This is a genomic window from Paenibacillus sp. FSL E2-0201 (assembly GCF_037963325.1).
GTDB lineage: Bacteria > Bacillota > Bacilli > Paenibacillales > Paenibacillaceae > Paenibacillus_AQ.
Window position 1 is genome coordinate 5,976,913 of sequence record NZ_CP150154.1, and the last position, 19,187, is coordinate 5,996,099.

Below are 19,187 nucleotides of genomic sequence, written 5' to 3' on the forward strand. Positions count from 1 at the left end.
CTATATAAGTAATAATCAATGATCACTTGGCGCATGTCAACTTGTTCCACTTTTGTTATTCATCATAAAAGACAGGATTCTGCATATATTTTCATTGAGTTATTTAGAATCAAGAAAGGAGTGCGATGGATGACCGATGCTGGACAGGATTCACCAAGAAAGACAAATATCCCCCAGCCCATTCGAAGCGATGGCGCAGGGGGATTAGATAAAGGACCGCGTGATATTATGCGGGATTTGGAGAATCCGGATATGTTTGTCCCTCCCGTGACCGATGCCGGTCTTGTCCCCAATTTAAAATTCTCTTTCTCTGATGCGCATATGCAGCTTAATCATGGCGGCTGGTCGAGAGAGGTGACGGTCAGGGACCTCCCCATCGCCACTACACTAGCTGGCGTAAATATGAGCCTTACCCCCGGTGGAGTACGCGAACTCCATTGGCACCAACAAGCAGAATGGTCCTATATGCTGCTAGGTCGAGCTCGAATTACTGCCGTGGATCAGAATGGCCGAAACTTCATCGCCGATGTGGGACCAGGCGATCTTTGGTATTTCCCTCCGGGTATTCCCCACTCAATACAGGGTCTTGAAGAAGGCTGTGAGTTTCTGCTTGTATTCGACGATGGAAGTTTCTCTGATCTAAACACCTTGTCCATTTCCGATTGGTTTGCCCATACTCCGAAAGAAGTGCTTTCGGCTAACTTTGGGGTGCCTGCCGCTGCATTTGACTCTATTCCCACCGAACAGGTCTATATTTATCAGGATCAGGTTCCGGGTTCATTGCAAAGTCAGAAGGTAGAATCTCCATACGGAGAGATCCCACAAACCTTTAAACATTCCTTATTGGCTCAACCTCCGCTGAAGACTCCCGGCGGGAGCGTCAGAATTGTCGATTCCAGTAACTTTCCCATCTCCAAAACCGTAGCTGCCGCATTGGTAGAAATTGAACCCGGAGGGATGAGAGAGCTGCACTGGCATCCAAATAACGATGAATGGCAATATTATCTTACCGGAAAAGGACGAATGACTGTATTTGCCGGAAACGGTGTAGCACGAACGTTTAATTACAGAGCAGGCGATGTAGGGTATGTTCCTTTTGCTTTCGGACATTATATTCAAAATACAGGCGAAGATTCCTTATGGTTTCTTGAAATGTTTAAGAGTGACCGCTTTGCTGACGTTTCTCTAAACCAATGGATGGCACTCACTCCTCATGAATTGGTTCAAAGTAACCTAGACGTTGGACGAGAGGTTATAGACGCCTTAAGGGAGGTGAAATGGCCCGTAGTAAAATACCCTAAGCCAAGCAAAAACGCCTCCGGTGTCCCCAAAGGGCGGTAAGCGTTTTTGCGAGAAATATAAGGATAAGGTATCGGGTGAAACTTATACTTTCTTGTATTTTCTTAAAAAGAAAGCTTCATCTAATAACTATTCGCCAGACTCCGCAAATTGTTTGATTCTTTCCTCTATCTGGTCACGCACACGCTGGAACACTGCCCACTTCTCTTCATCGGTGCCTTGCGCTTTTGCCGGATCATCGAAGCCCCAGTGTTCCCGTATCACCTTCGGAGGTGTCGTTGGACATTTATCCGCAGCATCCCCGCATAAGGTAACGACTAGATCAGCGTTATTCAGCAGATTAGAATCAATCATATCCGAGGTCTGTCCGGTGATATCAATTCCTACTTCGCTCATGGCTTGTACAGCTTTTGGGTTTAGACCATGGGCTTCAATTCCAGCGCTATACACGTCCCATTCCTTCCCTAAATATCGCTTAGCCCAGCCTTCGGCCATCTGACTCCGACAAGAGTTTCCTGTGCATAAAAAATAAATGGTTTTTTTGTTCATCATGATCTTCCCCTTTTCAAATTAGGTAACCAATAACCACAAATAAAGACCTAGAAGCGTAATAAACAACGTCGGGATGGTCAATATAATCCCTGTCTTAAAATACGTTCCCCAGGATATCTTCACACCTTTAGCCGACAGTACATGCAGCCACAGCAGCGTGGCTAATGAACCAATTGGAGTGATTTTAGGACCTAAATCCGAACCTATAACATTCGCATATATTAAAGCTTCTTTAATGATTCCGGTTGTATGCGTTGCATCAATTGCGAGTGCGTCAATCATTACAGTAGGCAAATTGTTCATCATCGATGAGATCAATGCGGCAATGAAGCCCATCCCCATGGTTGCAGCAAACAGACCCTGATCAGCAATTACGCCAATCGCTTTAGCAAGTAAATCTGTTAGACCCGCATTCCGAAGTCCATATACCACGACATACATTCCGATAGAGAAGAACACAATTGCCCAAGGAGCTCCTGTAATCACTTCTTTCACCTTGACGTAAGGGCTTCTTCTCGCAAGGAGCAGGAACAAAATTGCAATAATTCCCGCAATCACTGATACTGGAATATTCAAAAATCCACTGACGAAATATCCTATTAGAAGAATAGCCAGTACCATCCATGACAGTCGGAACAATTTCTTATCCTTGATAGCCTCTTGCGGTTCTTTTAGCTGAGAGTCATTAAATTGCTTCGGAATACTTTTGCGAAAAAAAATATAGAGCACCACGATACTCGCCACCAAAGAGAATAACGTAGGTACGATCATCTTCCCTGCATACTCCATAAAGGTAATCCCAAAAAAGTCGGCCGATACGATATTCACAAGATTGCTAACCACAAGTGGCAATGAGGTGGTATCCGCTATAAAACCACTGGCGATAATGAACGGAAATACTTTTTTCTCATCAAAATTCAGCGCCCTTACCATCGCAAGCACAATAGGCGTAAGAATAAGGGCCGCTCCATCGTTCGCAAAAAAAGCAGAAACCAATGCACCAAGAACGATAACATACACAAACATTCGTGTTCCGTTCCCCCGTGCCGCCCGCGCCATATGTAACGCAGCCCATTCAAAAAATCCGATACTGTCTAGAATTAATGAAATTAAGATAATTGCGACAAACGCCAAAGTAGCATTCCACACCATCTGTGTTACTTCGAGCGCATCATTAAAGCTGACGACACCTACTAATAAAGCGATGATAGCCCCGCCGCAGGCTGACCATCCAATCGATAAATTTCGAGGCTGCCAGATCACAAAGATTAAAGTTACTATAAATATAAGTATGGCTAGAAGGGCCACGTTGCCATCCCCCCTGAACTGTACAACCACATCTTTCTCAACACCCCTATAATCTACGAATAACACATCACCATATAACTATATAGTTATATATAGTCTAAAAAAATCCACAAAATAATTTTAGTCGCAGCACGTTGCTTTAAGTTCTTTATTCAGAGCAGCCAATATTGATTCAGAACTAGGCATCTCTTGAAGAACAGCTCTAAGATGCGGTTTATCCTCTACATTTAACGAATAATGTACCCACTGTCCTCGTTTGCTTTCCCTTACGATCCCTCTACTCTTCAGTTTTCGTAAATGCTGACTAATCGCCGGCTGGGATATATCAAAAATATCAACAAATTCACACACGCACCATTCCCTTTCCTTCAGAAGAGAAAGCATAGCGAGACGTGTCTTATCTCCTAGTAGCTTCAAGTCATCAGCAATATTCGTAAGTGAATCCATTTCTTCTTCCCCTCCCTCCAATGCTTATATAAGCGAACGCTTATATTATAATGATCTAGATAGGAAGACGCAAGAATTTTATGTAATTGCTTCTCTTAATTGTTCTCAGAGTTTATATTTTGATTCAGTCCTTAACTATTCATATGACTTAATATTACGTGTAAATTTGTCAGATCATATTTATAAAAAAAGACCGACAGCTCTCTCGCGAGAGCTATCAGCCTTATCTATTTCTATGGACTTATTTAGCATGTGATTTAGGTTCTTGGGATGGTTACAATAAACTGAGTACCTTCTCCTACTTTGCTCTCTACATCAATATTACAATCATGTATTTTCAGAATCTTCATTACAATGGAAAGTCCTAGTCCATTCCCTTTAAGGGCACTGCTCCGCGCTTTTTCCACCATATAGAATCGATCAAAGATGAGCGGAAGTGCTTCCTCTGGAATCCCTCGTCCAGAATCTTTAATATATACCTTCACAAACAGCTCAGATACCTCGATTTCCACATGAATGGTACCCTCTGGTTCCGTATATTTAATAGCATTATTTATTAAATTCTGCCAGACCTGATCAAATAAATCTTTATCCACGGTAATCTCGCAAGGCAATAAATCCAATTCAATTGTAATATCCTTCTGCTCCCACTGCGGTTCCGCAAATACAATCGCTCTTCTTAATTGTTCGTCTAATTGGAAGGTGGTGGGATTCACCGGATGATGTTCCGAATCGAGTGACGCTAACCGGAGCAGATTATCACTAAGCCTAGAAAGGCGTAATGTTTCCTCATAAATAATATCCAAATGCTCCTTTTGCTCTTCCAGTGGAATGACACCGTCTTGCAGCGCTCTTGTAAAGCCTCTAATCGATGTAAGGGGTGACTGCATTTCATGGGAAACATTGCTGACAAAATCATCACGAACAGAGTCCATTTTCTGCAGCTCACTTGCCATACGATTAAAGCTTTCCATCAATTCACCTAACTCATCTTTATTACGATAAGTTAATCGGACAGATAAATTGCCTGACGCCATTTCCTTAGCTGCATCTGTCAGCTTGTTGATAGGCTTCACTATATACCTGGACATGAACAAGATAAGCAAGCTTCCAATGATTAGTACAGCTAAAAGTGTAGACAAGAGCGTAATTCTCAACCCTTTTACAATCGATGAAAAATCAAGCTTGATGATGAAAGCACCTTTCGCATCATCTATCTTAGGAATCCCTACGATAGCAAGTCCACTCTTGCCCGATAGAAAAACGGCATCGCTTGTGTTTGGTTTGAACAGGGTTGCGATTTGTTCCTTATTTAACGAAAATACAGCGTTGCTTGGTTCATTAACGATCGCTATATCTATACCAAATCGATTAAGCAGGTCTGCAAACGCATCTACTTTTTCCGGATCATCGATTAAAGTTATAACCTTAGCTATATCTTTAGCTATATTAATGAACATATGGTTTGGGGTATTATTTTTTTCTGAAAACTGCGTAAAAAGAACAAAGGAAATAATTAAACTGACTAAAACAATACCAATAAAAGTAGCAACGATTCGAAGACGAAGGCTTTTTCTCAGCATCTAGGCTAGCTCCAAACGATATCCAAGTCCTCTTACCGTAGAAATAATTAGCTGCGGAATGGGTTCAAGACGTTCTCTCAAGCGTTTGATATGCACATCAACCGTCCTCTCATCGCCCTCATAATCCATTCCCCAGACATTTTCTATTAGCTGAGTCCGTGTGAAAATTTGCTTTGGCGAACCCGCCAAAGCAAATAACAATTCACATTCCTTCTTTTTTAATTCAACCGTTTGATCGGCATTAGTGACTGTTAAATTCCCTAGATCAATCGTTGCTCCCCCTAATTGAATAACATTCGAAGGGGTCACATGATATCTCTTCAATAATGATTTTACACGGAGAACCAATTCTATGGGATCAAACGGTTTTACTAAATAATCGTCTGACCCGGCATTAAATCCCCTTACTTTATCCTTAGACTCTCCTTTGGCTGTAACCATAAGGATTGGCATATCGATATAAGATCGAATATCTTCTGTCAGTTCAATACCATCGATATGCGGCATCATCACATCCACAATTGTTAAATCAATTTTCGTATGAGCTAGAATATCTAATGCCATTCGACCATCTTCCGCTTCCACTACGGAAAACTGATTTTTTTCAAGATATAATCGGATTAATTTTCGGATATGGGAATCATCATCAACCACTAGAATTGTGCTCATACATCAATGTTCCTTTCCAAAGTTGTATTTATTCGTATCTTAGAGATTCCATTGGATCGAGCTTGGCCGCCTTCGATGAAGGCATCAAACCAGCGATAATACTAATCCCTGTACTTACAACTAATCCGAATACGATATAAGATCCAGAGAGATTAATAAGCTTGACTCCGAAAGCATTTTCCAAGAAAATATTTAATCCATAGCTAATGACTGCTGCAAAGACTACCGCAATAATACCACTAAATATTCCCAATAATGCAGATTCGGAAAAGAATATTCGCTTGATATCTTTCTTTCTTGCCCCAATTGCACGAAGAATTCCAATTTCTTTAGTCCGTTCGACTACACTAATATAAAGCACAACCAAAATCATAATCCCTGATACGATGAGTGAAATCCCTGCAATACCAGACAGAACGATCGTAGCCATATCCACATAAGTCGTAATACGCTCCATGATTTTTGCTGTTTGGGAGCCCGAGAAGCCCGCATCAACAGCCGCTTTATTAATATCATTCACATATTTCATATCCGTTGCAATAGCATTAACCTGAATCGGCCCAATGGTAATCCCTTTATCGGCATACATTTGCTCCAGTGTCTGTGTTGGAATATACCCTGTCGGTGACATTTGCGCTCTTGGATCAGTGGCTTCATAAACACCAGAGACAGTAACTTCTTTTTCCAACGTTATCGGTTTATGTTGAGCATCCATTTCAGTAATATACAGATGAATAGACTTCCCTACCATAGTATTCGGTTGGTCATTTCCGCTTAATTGGCTCGCTATTTTCGTTGGTAATAACATTTCATTTTCTTTTGGTAATGCCCCTGCTTTAATCGTCGCTTTATCAAACGTATCGTTTAAGGTGGTTAATTGTGTGAGACTACCCGTTTGATCACCAAAAACCGTAGTAGATTTGCCTGTAATGGTTGTAATGGTCTCCACATGATCTACATTTGGAAGGTTACGAATCGTTTCAACATCGGCCTTTGTAAACGAAACGCCTGGTAACATCATCGCTTCTGGACCTTTCATGTCCTTGGCTTCTGGATTCGGCTTAGTGATATCCACCAGTAAAGGGTCCATACTTGAATTAATTTCGTTATTAATATAGCTCGTGATCCCATTCCCTAAGGAAAGCATCAAAAGTACACTTAAAATCCCTATCGAACCGCCCAATGCTACCAATACATTACGTTTGGCGTTGAGCTTCATATTTTGAAGGGCCATTTTGAAAGAAGCCATTAAGCTGAGGTTTCGGGCTGAACCATCACCCCCATCGTAGGTAGCCATGGAACGTTCCTTCAAATGAATATCGTCTTTCACCAATCCCTCTTCAAGCTTAACGATACGGCTACCGTAATCAGCTACTTTTTGTGAGTGGGTCACAGTAATGACCAAAATCCCTCTTTTCGCAATGCTGTCCAACAAGACTAATATTTGATCACCTGTATCTTTATCCAGCGCACCCGTAGGTTCATCGGCCAAAATAATGTCTGGATTATTCGACAATGCACGTGCAATGGATACCCGTTGCTTCTGTCCACCGGACAGTTGATTCGGACGTTTTTTCAGATGATCCTTTAATCCTACCTCAGTCAAAATCTCTATAGCACGCTTATTCCGTTCCTTCTCACTCGTATTCGTCATCTGCATCGCAACCGTAACATTCTCCAATACTGATAAATGGGGGATCAGATTGAAGTTTTGAAATACGAAGCCGATATTATTCTTCCGATAATCATCCATTTCCTTTTCGGTCATCTTGCTCAGGTTCTTTCCGCGAACAAGGACATCGCCCTCATAATCAGAGTCCATTCCACCGATGATATTCATCAGTGTGGACTTACCACAACCGGACTCACCGAGGATGGAGACAAATTCACCTGTCTCAAAGCTTAAGTTGACATCATGGAGTACTGGAACTTTTTCCTTACCATACAAAGTATACGATTTCTTAACATTCTTAACCTCTAATATGTTCATTTTGATTTCTTCCTCTCTTGGATCACGCACTTTTTCTCTTCCTTTGATGTTTCCAATCCTAACAAATTTATGTGAACTGAAAATGAACTGAAAACTTTCATGATTTCCACAAAAAAAGACAACCTTCATTAACTGAGGTTGTCTTGTCCGGATTATTAAGAACTTAATGAGTCAAATTATAAGCTAAACGGCCAATTTCTTTTCCTGCATAATAAACAATATCTATAATTAGTACCGTTACTATAACTTTCGAGAGCAGCGGATAATTTTTAAATAAGGGCATTATACTTTCCTCTATGAACTTCATTTATGTTCCTCTTTCATTTAAGCTAGCGCTCTTTTTCGTATTAATCTAATTTGACCTCTGTGATTGATTTCATCTTCGAATACATGAAACCACATGAAATAGCGATTCGCTGGTTTGTTATACCAGAACTCTTCTTCTACATCTAACCAGTCATCATTCACGGTTAAAAATAATTCGTAAGTTCTTTCTCTTACTTCATTTAAACGGTCTAAATAATAACTAAGCTCATTTCCTTTAATAACCGATCGACCTTCATCCCCTAAGTTCAGTGCCGGTCCCCAGATTGTTAACTCTTCTTCGGATAAATCTCTTCCCTCAAACGTTGACACTTGATACGCATATTCCACGGCAGCGTAGTGTAATAATAATGCGCCAATAGAGTTACTCTCCGAATCCAATAAATAGTCTAGCTGATCAACACTTAAGTCCTTAACAGCCGCTAATGTTGTGTGTCTTGCATAATTCATCATAGATAAAAGACGACTAATTTGCGGTGAGTAACCAGGAATATCTGAGATAAGATAAATTCTGTTCATATCGATCATATTGGAATCTCTCCTTCATATCTTTGGAATTATAAATCCACATCCCTGAATGGTTCAGAAGCATTCATTACAGGTAATGACAAACAAGAAATCAAAGTGAGGTGCTTAACACCATGAATAAGACTAACAAAACTATGTATTGGGTCGTATGGATAATTGCTCTTATAGGAATTAATTGTTATGCCTTTCCACTGGCGATTTGGTCCACCTTTGCTGGAACAGAAGAAGCTAAATGGCTATGGATACTTATAGCCGTTGGAATTTATCTTCTATTAAACTTAGGAATCATTCAGATGTATATTGCCATCAAGCAAGACAAATTTCGGTTTGTATGGATAGGCTTGATCGTTGCCGTTGTTCAGTTTATTGCAATGATGATTCTAGGTGGCGAATTTGAAGGAGATATGCCTCTTCTTTTGGGGACCCTTGCCGTCTTCATCATTCTGATAATTGCTCAGCGATATGATAACCACACAGCAAGATATTAAAATTGCTCTGATCTAACAAGTCCCAGACGCTTTCCCTCCACGATTGCTTCGGATCTGGAATGTACACTCAGCTTCTCGAAGATTCTCGTCAAGTTATACTCCACAGTCCTTTGTGACATTAAGAGCTTGCTGGCTATGTCTTTATTGCTTTTTCCACTGGCTACTTCTTGGAGTATTTCTTGTTCCTTTTGATTAATAGATACCTCTTCAATGAGTTGAGTACCACGATTGTTAGTTATCTTAATATCATTTCTTCTTAGCTGCTTAAGTAAGGAAACTGGAATGACAGCCTCATTTCTTAATGCGCACCGAATGGTATTTAACAACTGCTCTCTGGAAGCTGTTTTAGAGATAAATCCCGTAACCCCCGACTCTATCAACAGGTTATAATGGGCACTGATTTCATATCCGGTGTAAATCACCACTTTAGATTCGGGATCACGCTGAACAGCCCTTTTAGTGAATTCAAGTCCGCTAATTGTAGGCATATTAAGATCGCATAAAATCACATCAAATTCTTGCTGCTCTAGCCTATCGAAAGCTTCCATCGCTGACAAAACAAAGGTTACCTCCATATCAGCATCCTGCTCAATCATATTCCTGGTTCCTTCTCCGACTGAAGGATGATCATCAACCAACAAGATACGTATCATCGCCATCGCCTCCTCTGTTCTTTTCTTCCGCGAAAGTCGTTGTCGGTAAATAAATAATGACCTCTAGCCCCTTACCCTTCTCAGAGTTAAACGTGCATTTTCCTTCTAAACTCGCTACACGCTCTTTGATACCAGACAAGCCCATATGCTGAAAGGATTCCTTAATATCCACGATATTCATGCCTACTCCATCATCCTTGTAACGGAAATAGAGATACTCTTTCTGATCAAGCTCAAGCTCAATCTGATTTGCCTTAGCGTGCTTCGCGGCATTCCGTAAAAGCTCCTGTACAATTCGATAAATGGTGATCACTAGTTCGTCATCCAGCTCGCCTATCGGACTTGAAGTAAAGGTAATAGTATAATTGGACTGTAACTGAGCATACTCAAACAAAATCTCCAGCGCCTTCACAATTCCAGCTTCTCTAAGAAGCGGAGGACGCAGTTCATTGCAAGTCTCCCGAATCTGATAGATGACATCCAAAAGCCCTTCTTTAATCTGAAGCAGCTCCGGTAAGATTTCCGTTGAAATGTCGTGATCGGAGATCAGTGTTTCCAGCCTACGAAGCCAAATAAGCTGATCCTGAAGTGCAGAATCATGTAAATCCGCCGCCAACTTTCTACGTTCATTCTCTGATAAGTTAAAAATCAGGCGCAAAACCCATGGGGTCCCATGGTGTTCTTTTTTCATTTCAGCTTCAAGGTCTTCAATTAGGTCTTCAATCAGATATAAATTTTCATAGACGATGCTTGCATAGTTTGCGATGGTACTTAACCAATTTATCTCTTCTCTGTTAAACTTGATATGATTCTTCTTATGATCGATCCATAAGAGATGAACACTCTTTTTATGACGGCCTATCACTAGTAGGATCCCTTGCTTGAGTTGAATCACCTCACCTACTTTAAGAACAGGAGATTGTGATACAAAATGCAAATGGATTTCTTGGCCTGAATCGTCCACAAGTGGATGAAGAGTACGCAAATTCTCAGCCTCATCTATCTCAAAAAAAGCTGACCGATTCACCGGCAGAATCTCATTGATCTCCTTGTTGAGTGCAGCTTCCAAATCAGATATCTTCATAACCTTTGAGATTTGCTGAGAGAATCGTTCCAAACTTCCTTGATAATGGTGAAGTTCACGGAACAGCTTAGGCCGGAAATAACAATCTATTTTCTCCTTGAAGAATAAGAAGGTCGTAATCGATAAATATACTACCAAAAACATCTGCACCCATTTGATCCAATCATATTCCGGTCTACTCTGAATGATCGCAAGCACTGCCACAATCATTAGCGCCGGAATAAAAGCAATGAAAAGATCATATTTAAATCGACTAAAAGCAAAATCAATATCAAAAAGCTGTTTAGCAGTGAGCAGATAAAAATAGGTAACCGGCATTAAAAACAAGAAAATCGTAGTGATTTCGTAAGGAATCAAATCGACCCCAAAAACTATCGGCACCGCTGATAAAAGAATAAAAGGTGTAAAGGAAAGGATCTGTCCGGTGAGCATAATTTTAAACATCGATTTAAGTGCACTGCTCTTATAATTGATGTATAAATAGAGCAGCTTAAATATGCTGTATAGGATGCCAACTACAAAGAAACCGATAACAATCAGACGTATCAAGGAATATAAGGACCTATCCCAGGAGTAAATAACTAAACTTAAGGTTGCCAGCATCCCTAACAAAATGACGAACCCATAAAAAATCTTAATTAGAAAAGTCGAAAGAAATAGAACATTAAATCGTTTCAGATGCACTTGGAGAAAATGGATAAACACCAGCGGGATTAAAGGTAACAGGCAACTCATAGTAATTCTAGCGATGAGGTCTGATCTGCTTGAGGCATATCCCGCAAAGTACGTCACGCCCACCAATAAAAAGAACAAAATTAGTAGTTCTGCTGCGCGTTCTCCACTTTTTCTACGATATAAAAGAAGACTCAACACGGCCAAAAAAACAAAGGTCGCTCCAGGAACTACAAGCTGTGTAAACGTATGATATACGGAGGATTTATTCTTGATATCATAATGTTCTGCCACCAGAGCACCCTCTCTAGAAATACGGAGGAGGTCAATGGAATGAACTTGCGTCAGATTTCCATATCTCACGGGTCCATCCACTTTCTTAATCGGTGTTCCATTAACCGCTACTATGATATCTCCTTCTCGCAGATTCTGTTTATAACCTTCACTGGAAGCATCAATCTCTGCGATAAAATATTGTCCTTGTTCATTCTGCGCCAAGCCGACTTCAAGTAAGAGGTTGGAGTGAATGATCCCCACAAAATGAATGATAAGAAACGCAAAAATACAAAGTGATCCTGATATGTAAACATAACGGAGCTTCACTCTCATTTGAATCCCCCGGAACAACAAAATTATACATATTTGTAATCCAATCCGTGTATTCTCTACCATTTTAAATGAATTCAACAGGGAATAATATACTTTTATGCATGATATTCCTTCATTTATAGACGAACGCGCAAAGCTATTGCCCTAAACTGATCGACTGCCGTTTTATCTTGAGGTTTCGATTCAGCATCCAGATGGCCACAGCGCCATATAAAATCACTGGGACCCAACCACTCTCTCCAGCTACATACTCCAGCATCGGTGATGAACTGGAAGTAATATTGCGCAACACACTATCCACCGCATTATTAGCTCCATGCAAAAGCACTGCCGGCCATATGCTGCCAGAGGTCAGACGCAGTTCATTAATAATGATTCCCGCAAATACAACGGATAAGGTGAACAGGGTCAACACAAGCCAGCGGTTTCCTGAAGAATGATAGGCCCGCGGGCCAAGAATCGCCGGATAATGCCATATCGCCCAGATTAAGCCCATTGTTATACTGGAACTAACTCTTCCCATCCATTGAAAGCGCGGGAGCAGCCAGCCTCTCCAGCCTATTTCTTCACCCAAAGCGGATAGCGAACCCAGAACAATATAAACGATCAAATATATAGCAGTCTTGATCCATGAATCTGGAGGCACCAAGCTTGATGCCCATCCTGTCCAATAGACAGCATATCCAGCTCCCAGTGAAATTACAGGAATGACTAAAGCCAATGCGTATTCTTTCCCTCCTCTAAATTTGAAGCCTAATCTCCTCCATCCCTCAGCACGATAACCGTCTCGCACAATCAAGAACATCATGAGACATACTGCCAGTAACGGAGTGAATCCGTACAAACCTTGTGCTGATTTTGGGAGTAGCAGCATTCCAAGTGACATTGCCCACACGATAAAAATAAATAGAAGAGATTGTTTCTTGTCCGAGAGCAATACTCTCACCTCACTTTTTTCGTTTTATAGATTCCTATTTTTTCTATATATTCCAATTCTACAACGACAGTCAGGACCTATCACCGAAAACAGCTGCCGTTAAAACCACAAATATATTGCGGTGGTACGTGTGTGTACCGCAATATAAAGACTTTTGCACTTCACAAAAAAAGTCGATTAGCGCTCCTGGATCCGTAGCAACCAAGGGCTGGCATAAAATTCAAGCTACCTTCTCATACTATGGGGAGAATATGGAGGTGAATGTCATACCTAAAAATAATGCCAGTCCCAAAGGTGAACCGGGAAAACATCAACCGAGTAAGAAAAACAACGCACAGAATAACAATAATTTTAATGAAGCGGCTCAGATGGTAAACATCGATAAAGCTGCCGATTACGTCCCCAGCTTAAACGGTGTCTCTAAAACAGACGTCTAAAGTGCATTGCTAAACCAAAAAAACACTCCTCAGAATATTCTGAAGGAGTGTTTCAATTCAAAGATTATATGCGATACGTTAAGCCTACCACACCGTTGCTGTAAGCTTTTGAGTCCACAAGCTGAAGAGGAACCAGATTCGTGATTTCGTCAAAAAGCCGCATTCCAGAGCCAACGACTACGGGACAAATATTAAGCCTAAGCTCATCTAGCAGTCCATTCATCAATAGGGATCGAACTAATCTCGGACTGCCAGGAATCTGAATGTTCTTTCCAGGCTGTTGCTTTAGCTTCGTAATTTCCTCGAAGAGCTTCCCCTTAATCAACGTCGCAGGTTGCCATTTGAGCTTATCCTCCGTAATTGTACTTGAGACCAGATATTTAGCAGAACGGTTCAGAAATCTTGCCATAGGCAGATCGTCACTCTGATGCTGCCAGAACTGGGCTAGCATTCTGTAAGTACGTGGTCCAAGCAGTACAGTGTCCGCCTGAGCGACACCTGCAGCAATCGTCTCGTTCATTTCAGTACTCCCCCACTTCTTAGGTGAGGCTTCAAGCGAGTCTACCACTCCATCCAGCGACATGAATAATCCTGCCACGATCTTTCTAGTTGAAGCTTCTGCATCTTGTACATAATGTTCTACGGACACACTCATCGCTCCCTGTATCAGGAATTGAGACTTAATAAATCAATCAGCAACTTGCTTGTTCACTTCAATTTTTCTAACTCAACGGTCACTTTTTCAATCAGACTCACGAAAGATACCAGTTCTTGAGAGCCCTTCACCTGATCTCTGGAATACATAGAATTGTGTTCCGACTCTTTTTTCACCTTGGACAGTGTGGAGTTGATATTATTCAGCTTCTCATCAATCGTACCTACTGAATCTTTAGAGCGACGCGCTAACTTTCTTACTTCATTCGCAACAACTTCAAAGCCTCTTCCATGCTCCCCTGCTCTTGCCGCTTCAATCGCCGCGTTTAAGCCCAAAAGATGCGTATGATCAGCCACTTCTCTAATCATTGTACCCACTTGATGAATAGACTCTACCTCTTTGTCGAGATATAACACAGTTTGATGTGTTTTCTCTTGATAATCAGCATTCTTACTAGCTAATTCCTCTATAGATTCACTGCTGTCTTTTAGTTGAACCATTAAGGATACTAATTCTTGAACCGCAGAACTAACCCCTGTAAGCAAGTGGTTTTGCTTTTCCAATAAATTTTCTATTTTCGCTTTTTCATCGACTTCGTAGGCTTCAAGAACCAACTGAGAATCCAGATTAAACATCTTAGTTAATGCATGAATGACGGGTTTCCACTCGGTCGGTAATATCCGTTCAAAATAAGCTGTAGCGAGATCCAAATATAATATGTAAGTGCCCAAATACCAATTCGTTGTCAGACCAATACGCGAGTGAATTTTACCAATAAGCAGGCGTCTTTCAATAAATGCTTCATCAATCACACCCGATGCCATGGATAAAAAATACCACTGTTGCGTTTCCTTCAATCGATCAAGTGTACTGTGCTGTTCAATGATGTGGAGTAGCTCAGGCTCCTCAATCATCTGTTTATACAATTCATCTACAAGCGAGCTAACGATTTGCTTGAATTCTTTTTCCTTACTTTTCAATACATTTAAATCAGCCTCAGTAATCCCAATATAGCTAACTTGCTGTTGTCGCTCTGAACTAAGATTGATCATAATTTGGTCAACTTCCCTCTCATACTGTTTATATAATGATCATCGCATCTTCCATGCCATCCCCTATGGCATCTATTTATCTTGATAATAAAGGTATTATTTTAATAAATTTTAACACTATATTTACTTAAATAGTTTATTAATTTTACAAACTTTGCATTTCGCAGCATTATTCTTAGATCACACTAAAAAGAGGAGCTCCTATAAAGGAAGCCCCTCTTAAAATTATAATTTTACTATACTGCAACAACTTGTTGCATCGATTCTAATGTCATCCTGTCAATAAACTTTCTGAATTTCTCTTTCCCTTTGGCGTTGGCCTTATAGTAGTTAATCAATGACAAAATCAGTGGAATGAGTTGATCCTCAGTCAGCCCTGATCTAAAGGATTGTGCGATTGAAGTCTTAAGCCCCTTAGGTTCTCCTCCAACAAAAACCTCATAAGTATTACGCATTTTCACAACGCTGATATCTTTCAACAAGGGTTCACTTGTTCCGAGTGCACAGCCCGCATAACCAATCTTCAGTGGCAAAGGTGTTTCAATCCCTGCTATAGACTGATTTAATTTCTGTGCAACTGCCAGCCCCGCATCCTCAGCCCCTCTGCAAAAATTACAGGCAATCAGGCTTTTCGTGACAAATCCCGCTGGATATACTTCCAATCCTGTATGCTCAAGTTGTTCCACTATCTCTTCTCGTTGCTCCAGAGGCACCTCCAAATAAAGCTGTTTAAAAGGTGTCATTTCAATTTTCGCATTCTTCCCTACAATAGCCCCAATTGTAGCCAGCTGCTCTGGTGTAAACAGGCTTCCCCCCACTTGAATTGGCGGCGCAACTGCTATTTTCGTTATCTCTCCCATACTTATCCCCGTCTCCATTCCTCTAGCCATTTAGTTACGGATCTTCACACGTTGCAGACGAAGTGCATTAAGAACAACGGAAACCGAGCTGAGAGCCATTGCCGCCCCCGCTACCCATGGAGCTAAGAAACCCAGTGCTGCAATCGGAATGCCAAGTGAGTTGTAACCAAGTGCCCAGAATAGATTTTGTTTAATATTAGTCATCGTTTTACGGCTCATGTAGATAGCATCTGGAATACTGGATAAATCGCCACGCATTAAAGTAACATCCGCAGCTTCCATAGCCACATCCGTACCGGTACCGATTGCCATCCCAATATCTGCAGTAGCAAGAGCAGGAGCATCGTTAATGCCGTCCCCAACCATGGCTACTATTTTTCCTTCCGCTTGTAATTTTTTCACTTCCTCCGCTTTTCCTTCTGGAAGCACTTCAGCGCGTACATGATCAATGCCAACTTGGGCTGCGATCGCCTTTGCTGTACGTTCGTTATCACCGGTGATCATGATGACCTGGATTCCCATTCCTTTCAAGCGACTGACAGCAGTCTGAGAGGTTTCTTTAATCGTATCCGCTACAGCTACCATACCCACGTACCCTTTATTTATAGCAACAAGCATTGCTGTTTTACCGGATTCTTCTAAGGTAGACATGATGTTATAGGCATGACTTGCCTCTACTCCGTATTTGTCCATGAGACGCCGAGTACCAATTAACAGCTCTTTACCTTCCACGACAGCCTTGATCCCGAACCCTGGAATGGCTTCAAAAGATTCTGTCCCTGGCAATTCAATATTTTTTTCCAAGATGCCTGCGACAATAGCTTCTGCAAGTGGATGTTCTGAATTCTTCTCCGCTGCACCCACCAGTCTAAGAAATTCTGTCTCATCACCTTCAACCAAAATATCGGTAAGCTCAGGTTTGCCCTTTGTTACTGTACCTGTTTTATCTAAGATGATTGTGTCAATTTTATGCGTTTGCTCTAAATGTTCTCCGCCTTTAAACAGGATGCCCCATTCAGCTGCACGTCCGGAACCAGCCATAATGGAGGTTGGCGTAGCCAGACCCAAAGCACAAGGACATGCAATAACCAGAATGGCGATTGCTTTTTCCAAGGCTCCTGCAAAATCACCCGGTGTTACGAAGAAGTACCACACTAAGAATGCAATAACTGCAATCCCGACAACGATAGGAACAAAAATACCGGAAATGACGTCAGCGACCCGTTGAATAGGGGCTTTCGAACCCTGCGCTTCTTCAACCACTTTAATAATCTGTGCAAGAGCAGTTTCTTTACCTACTTTGGTTGCTCTGATTCGAAGCATTCCGTTCTTATTAATTGTCGCTCCAATGACGGAATCTCCGGCTTTCTTTTCAACAGGGAGGCTTTCGCCTGTCAACATGGACTCATCTACCGACGAGATTCCTTCCAGAACTTCACCATCCACAGGGACTTTATTCCCTGGACGAACAAGGACTATATCACCTGCAATAACTTCCTCTACAGGAATACTTAATTCTTCACCATCGCGGACAACCAAAGCCGTCTTAGCTTGCAGTCCCATCAAGGATTTAATCGCTTCCGATGTCCGTCCTTTTGCCAAGGATTCGAACAATTTCCCCATTAGAACGAGAGTAATCAATACTGCACTCGTTTCATAATACATTTCTGGTCCATGATGCGCGCTCCCACCATCAACAGCCCAAACTATGGTTAGGTACAAGCTGTAAAAAAAGGCTGCTGAGGTCCCCAGTGAAACCAGTACATCCATATTCGCACTGCCGTTACGTAGAGCTTTGTAGGCACCGATGTAAAACTGTTTACCAATATAAAATTGAACCGGTGTTGCCAAAACCAATTGGAACCATGGATTCATAAAAAGATCGGGCAGCCATATCCACGAAGTGAACGAAAAGTGGCTCACCATCGCCCACAGTAGTGGAAACGATAGAATTGCGGAGATCAGAAGCTTACTTTTTTGCTTGGATAAATCTTGTTGTCGCTGCTCTGAGGGGTCACCTTGCTCCTGTTTGGGAACAGCTTTGTATCCAAGCTTCTCTACCCGCTTCTGCATATCAGATACAGAAACTTCAACGGGGTTATATTCGACATGGGCTGTTTCCATCGCAAAGTTCACATTAGCCGTGCTTACGCCTGGTAGCTTATTCAGAGTCTTTTCAATTTTCAGCGCACAAGCGGCACATGTCATACCTACAAGCTGTAAATCCACAGCTTCTTTAGCCGTGCTATACCCAAGCTTCTGAATACTTGCTTCCATCTTAATTACGTCCACTATGTTCGGATCATAAGTCACTGTAGCCCTCTCCATTGCGAAGTTTACGTTGGCTTCACTTACACCTTCAAGTTTATTCAAGCCTTTTTCTATACGGTTTGCACATGCTGCACAAGTCATCCCTGTGATCTGAAGTGACGTTTGTGATTGCCCCGCCCCAGTAGTAGCCATTATATAAACACCTCTTCCACTTTTGTGATGATTTTCATGGTTTGTATCATCTTCTTCTTGATGTTAGTATACCCCCCTACCCTATATTATGTCAAGCAACAAGCTCTACTGCAAATACCTAAAAAGGAGCATTCTCAGTAACAGAAATCCTGTTTCTGAGAACACTCCCTTTTTTCATTCGTCTGATTTGAAGCACTCTCTACTAGGTTAAGCGGCCATTTCACGACAAACTCTTGCACAGGCAAAACATGCTTCTGCACATTGCTGGCAATGCTCGTGGTCATGTCTTTTACATTCGTTTCCACAGGCTTCACAAGCCTCTGCACAAGCTAAACATAGGGCTTTAACATATTTACTATTCATCGACATGGCATGCGCCGTGAATCCGCATATCTCTGCACATTCACGATCAAGACGAATGCACTCCTTCATCATGGCAACATGGTCTTCCTCCAAGCAAGATGAGTAACAGTGATTACAAGCAACCATACATTTTAAACACTCTTCAATACACGCTTTATAATCTTGATGTGACATCGTATAAGCTCCTCTCAAGATGTAATTTAGGATAGTCCCC

The 19,187-nt window shown here is 41.5% G+C and carries 18 protein-coding genes; 3 read left to right on the plus strand and 15 right to left on the minus strand.

Going from position 1 to position 19,187, the window contains the following annotated elements; translation table 11 throughout:
- The first annotated feature begins 129 nt into the window (after positions 1 to 129).
- Positions 130 to 1,341: an oxalate decarboxylase family bicupin gene (locus NSU15_RS26890; protein WP_339288191.1), complete on the plus strand. Its 1,212-nt coding sequence runs from the start codon at positions 130 to 132 to the stop codon at positions 1,339 to 1,341.
- An 87-nt stretch (positions 1,342 to 1,428) separates the two neighbouring features.
- Here the strand turns inward: NSU15_RS26890 and arsC are convergent, their stop codons facing one another.
- The 7 genes from arsC to NSU15_RS26925 form a co-directional block, all read right to left on the minus strand.
- Positions 1,429 to 1,848 (minus strand): arsenate reductase (thioredoxin), encoded by a 420-nt coding sequence (arsC, locus tag NSU15_RS26895; protein ID WP_042131108.1) that lies wholly within the window; start codon positions 1,846 to 1,848, stop codon positions 1,429 to 1,431.
- Between the two features lie 21 nt (positions 1,849 to 1,869).
- Positions 1,870 to 3,159 (minus strand): arsenic transporter, encoded by a 1,290-nt coding sequence (locus tag NSU15_RS26900; protein WP_042131109.1) that lies wholly within the window; start codon positions 3,157 to 3,159, stop codon positions 1,870 to 1,872.
- 120 nt (positions 3,160 to 3,279) lie between these two features.
- The gene (locus tag NSU15_RS26905) at positions 3,280 to 3,606 is read right to left on the minus strand and encodes a metalloregulator ArsR/SmtB family transcription factor (protein WP_042131110.1); all 327 of its coding nucleotides are present in this window, start codon (positions 3,604 to 3,606) and stop codon (positions 3,280 to 3,282) included.
- Positions 3,607 to 3,863: 257 nt separating this feature from the next.
- The gene (locus NSU15_RS26910; RefSeq protein ID WP_052414746.1) at positions 3,864 to 5,189 is read right to left on the minus strand and encodes a HAMP domain-containing sensor histidine kinase; all 1,326 of its coding nucleotides are present in this window, start codon (positions 5,187 to 5,189) and stop codon (positions 3,864 to 3,866) included.
- The gene (locus NSU15_RS26915) at positions 5,190 to 5,858 is read right to left on the minus strand and encodes a response regulator transcription factor (RefSeq protein ID WP_339288192.1); all 669 of its coding nucleotides are present in this window, start codon (positions 5,856 to 5,858) and stop codon (positions 5,190 to 5,192) included.
- 28 nt (positions 5,859 to 5,886) lie between these two features.
- Complete coding sequence (locus tag NSU15_RS26920; RefSeq protein ID WP_339288194.1) at positions 5,887 to 7,878, minus strand: ATP-binding cassette domain-containing protein; 1,992 nt, start codon at positions 7,876 to 7,878, stop codon at positions 5,887 to 5,889.
- A 294-nt stretch (positions 7,879 to 8,172) separates the two neighbouring features.
- Positions 8,173 to 8,691 carry a DinB family protein gene (locus NSU15_RS26925; RefSeq protein ID WP_339291483.1) on the minus strand — a complete coding sequence of 173 codons (519 nt, stop codon included), beginning with the start codon at positions 8,689 to 8,691 and terminating at the stop codon, positions 8,173 to 8,175.
- Between the two features lie 122 nt (positions 8,692 to 8,813).
- Here NSU15_RS26925 and NSU15_RS26930 point away from each other — a divergent pair, with 122 nt between their 5' ends.
- Positions 8,814 to 9,188 carry a hypothetical protein gene (locus NSU15_RS26930; RefSeq protein WP_042131112.1) on the plus strand — a complete coding sequence of 125 codons (375 nt, stop codon included), beginning with the start codon at positions 8,814 to 8,816 and terminating at the stop codon, positions 9,186 to 9,188.
- Here NSU15_RS26930 and NSU15_RS26935 read toward each other — a convergent pair.
- The 3 genes from NSU15_RS26935 to NSU15_RS26945 form a co-directional block, all read right to left on the minus strand.
- Positions 9,185 to 9,841, minus strand: coding sequence for a response regulator transcription factor (locus NSU15_RS26935; protein ID WP_042131113.1), 657 nt, complete (start codon positions 9,839 to 9,841; stop codon positions 9,185 to 9,187). The two genes, NSU15_RS26930 and NSU15_RS26935, sit on opposite strands and share 4 nt — an antisense overlap.
- Entirely contained in the window at positions 9,819 to 12,206 is a 2,388-nt protein-coding gene (locus tag NSU15_RS26940) for an ATP-binding protein (RefSeq protein ID WP_339288195.1), read from the minus strand. Before NSU15_RS26940 ends, NSU15_RS26935 begins: the two co-directional genes overlap by 23 nt.
- A gap of 136 nt (positions 12,207 to 12,342) precedes the next feature.
- Positions 12,343 to 13,152: a CPBP family intramembrane glutamic endopeptidase gene (locus tag NSU15_RS26945; RefSeq protein WP_339288196.1), complete on the minus strand. Its 810-nt coding sequence runs from the start codon at positions 13,150 to 13,152 to the stop codon at positions 12,343 to 12,345.
- 248 nt (positions 13,153 to 13,400) lie between these two features.
- Here NSU15_RS26945 and NSU15_RS26950 point away from each other — a divergent pair, with 248 nt between their 5' ends.
- On the plus strand, positions 13,401 to 13,580 hold the full coding sequence (locus tag NSU15_RS26950) for a hypothetical protein (protein WP_076120322.1): 180 nt from the start codon (positions 13,401 to 13,403) through the stop codon (positions 13,578 to 13,580).
- 64 nt (positions 13,581 to 13,644) lie between these two features.
- Here NSU15_RS26950 and NSU15_RS26955 read toward each other — a convergent pair whose 3' ends face one another.
- The 5 genes from NSU15_RS26955 to NSU15_RS26975 all read right to left on the minus strand — a co-directional run bounded on the left by NSU15_RS26955 (position 13,645) and on the right by NSU15_RS26975 (position 19,147).
- Positions 13,645 to 14,229, minus strand: coding sequence for a dihydrofolate reductase family protein (locus NSU15_RS26955; protein WP_197069716.1), 585 nt, complete (start codon positions 14,227 to 14,229; stop codon positions 13,645 to 13,647).
- A 59-nt stretch (positions 14,230 to 14,288) separates the two neighbouring features.
- Positions 14,289 to 15,287, minus strand: a complete 999-nt coding sequence (locus NSU15_RS26960) for a globin-coupled sensor protein (protein WP_042131118.1) — start codon at positions 15,285 to 15,287, stop codon at positions 14,289 to 14,291.
- 236 nt (positions 15,288 to 15,523) lie between these two features.
- Positions 15,524 to 16,177: a nitrite reductase gene (locus NSU15_RS26965; protein WP_339288197.1), complete on the minus strand. Its 654-nt coding sequence runs from the start codon at positions 16,175 to 16,177 to the stop codon at positions 15,524 to 15,526.
- Complete coding sequence (locus NSU15_RS26970; protein ID WP_339288198.1) at positions 16,178 to 18,610, minus strand: heavy metal translocating P-type ATPase; 2,433 nt, start codon at positions 18,608 to 18,610, stop codon at positions 16,178 to 16,180.
- Positions 18,611 to 18,817: 207 nt separating this feature from the next.
- Positions 18,818 to 19,147, minus strand: a complete 330-nt coding sequence (locus tag NSU15_RS26975; RefSeq protein ID WP_081954200.1) for a four-helix bundle copper-binding protein — start codon at positions 19,145 to 19,147, stop codon at positions 18,818 to 18,820.
- Positions 19,148 to 19,187 lie beyond the last annotated feature (40 nt).

What these genes read in the sequence shown, in the direction of transcription:
- NSU15_RS26890 (WP_339288191.1), top strand. Translation starts at nt 130, where the DNA reads ATGACCGATGCTGGACAGGATTCACCAAGAAAGACAAATATCCCCCAG.
- arsC (WP_042131108.1), bottom strand. Translation starts at nt 1,848, where the DNA reads ATGAACAAAAAAACCATTTATTTTTTATGCACAGGAAACTCTTGTCGG.
- NSU15_RS26905 (WP_042131110.1), bottom strand. Translation starts at nt 3,606, where the DNA reads ATGGATTCACTTACGAATATTGCTGATGACTTGAAGCTACTAGGAGAT.
- NSU15_RS26910 (WP_052414746.1), bottom strand. Translation starts at nt 5,189, where the DNA reads ATGCTGAGAAAAAGCCTTCGTCTTCGAATCGTTGCTACTTTTATTGGT.
- NSU15_RS26915 (WP_339288192.1), bottom strand. Translation starts at nt 5,858, where the DNA reads ATGAGCACAATTCTAGTGGTTGATGATGATTCCCATATCCGAAAATTA.
- NSU15_RS26925 (WP_339291483.1), bottom strand. Translation starts at nt 8,691, where the DNA reads ATGAACAGAATTTATCTTATCTCAGATATTCCTGGTTACTCACCGCAA.
- NSU15_RS26930 (WP_042131112.1), top strand. Translation starts at nt 8,814, where the DNA reads ATGAATAAGACTAACAAAACTATGTATTGGGTCGTATGGATAATTGCT.
- NSU15_RS26935 (WP_042131113.1), bottom strand. Translation starts at nt 9,841, where the DNA reads ATGATACGTATCTTGTTGGTTGATGATCATCCTTCAGTCGGAGAAGGA.
- NSU15_RS26940 (WP_339288195.1), bottom strand. Translation starts at nt 12,206, where the DNA reads ATGAGAGTGAAGCTCCGTTATGTTTACATATCAGGATCACTTTGTATT.
- NSU15_RS26960 (WP_042131118.1), bottom strand. Translation starts at nt 15,287, where the DNA reads ATGATCAATCTTAGTTCAGAGCGACAACAGCAAGTTAGCTATATTGGG.
- NSU15_RS26965 (WP_339288197.1), bottom strand. Translation starts at nt 16,177, where the DNA reads ATGGCTAGAGGAATGGAGACGGGGATAAGTATGGGAGAGATAACGAAA.
- NSU15_RS26970 (WP_339288198.1), bottom strand. Translation starts at nt 18,610, where the DNA reads ATGGCTACTACTGGGGCGGGGCAATCACAAACGTCACTTCAGATCACA.
- NSU15_RS26975 (WP_081954200.1), bottom strand. Translation starts at nt 19,147, where the DNA reads ATGTCACATCAAGATTATAAAGCGTGTATTGAAGAGTGTTTAAAATGT.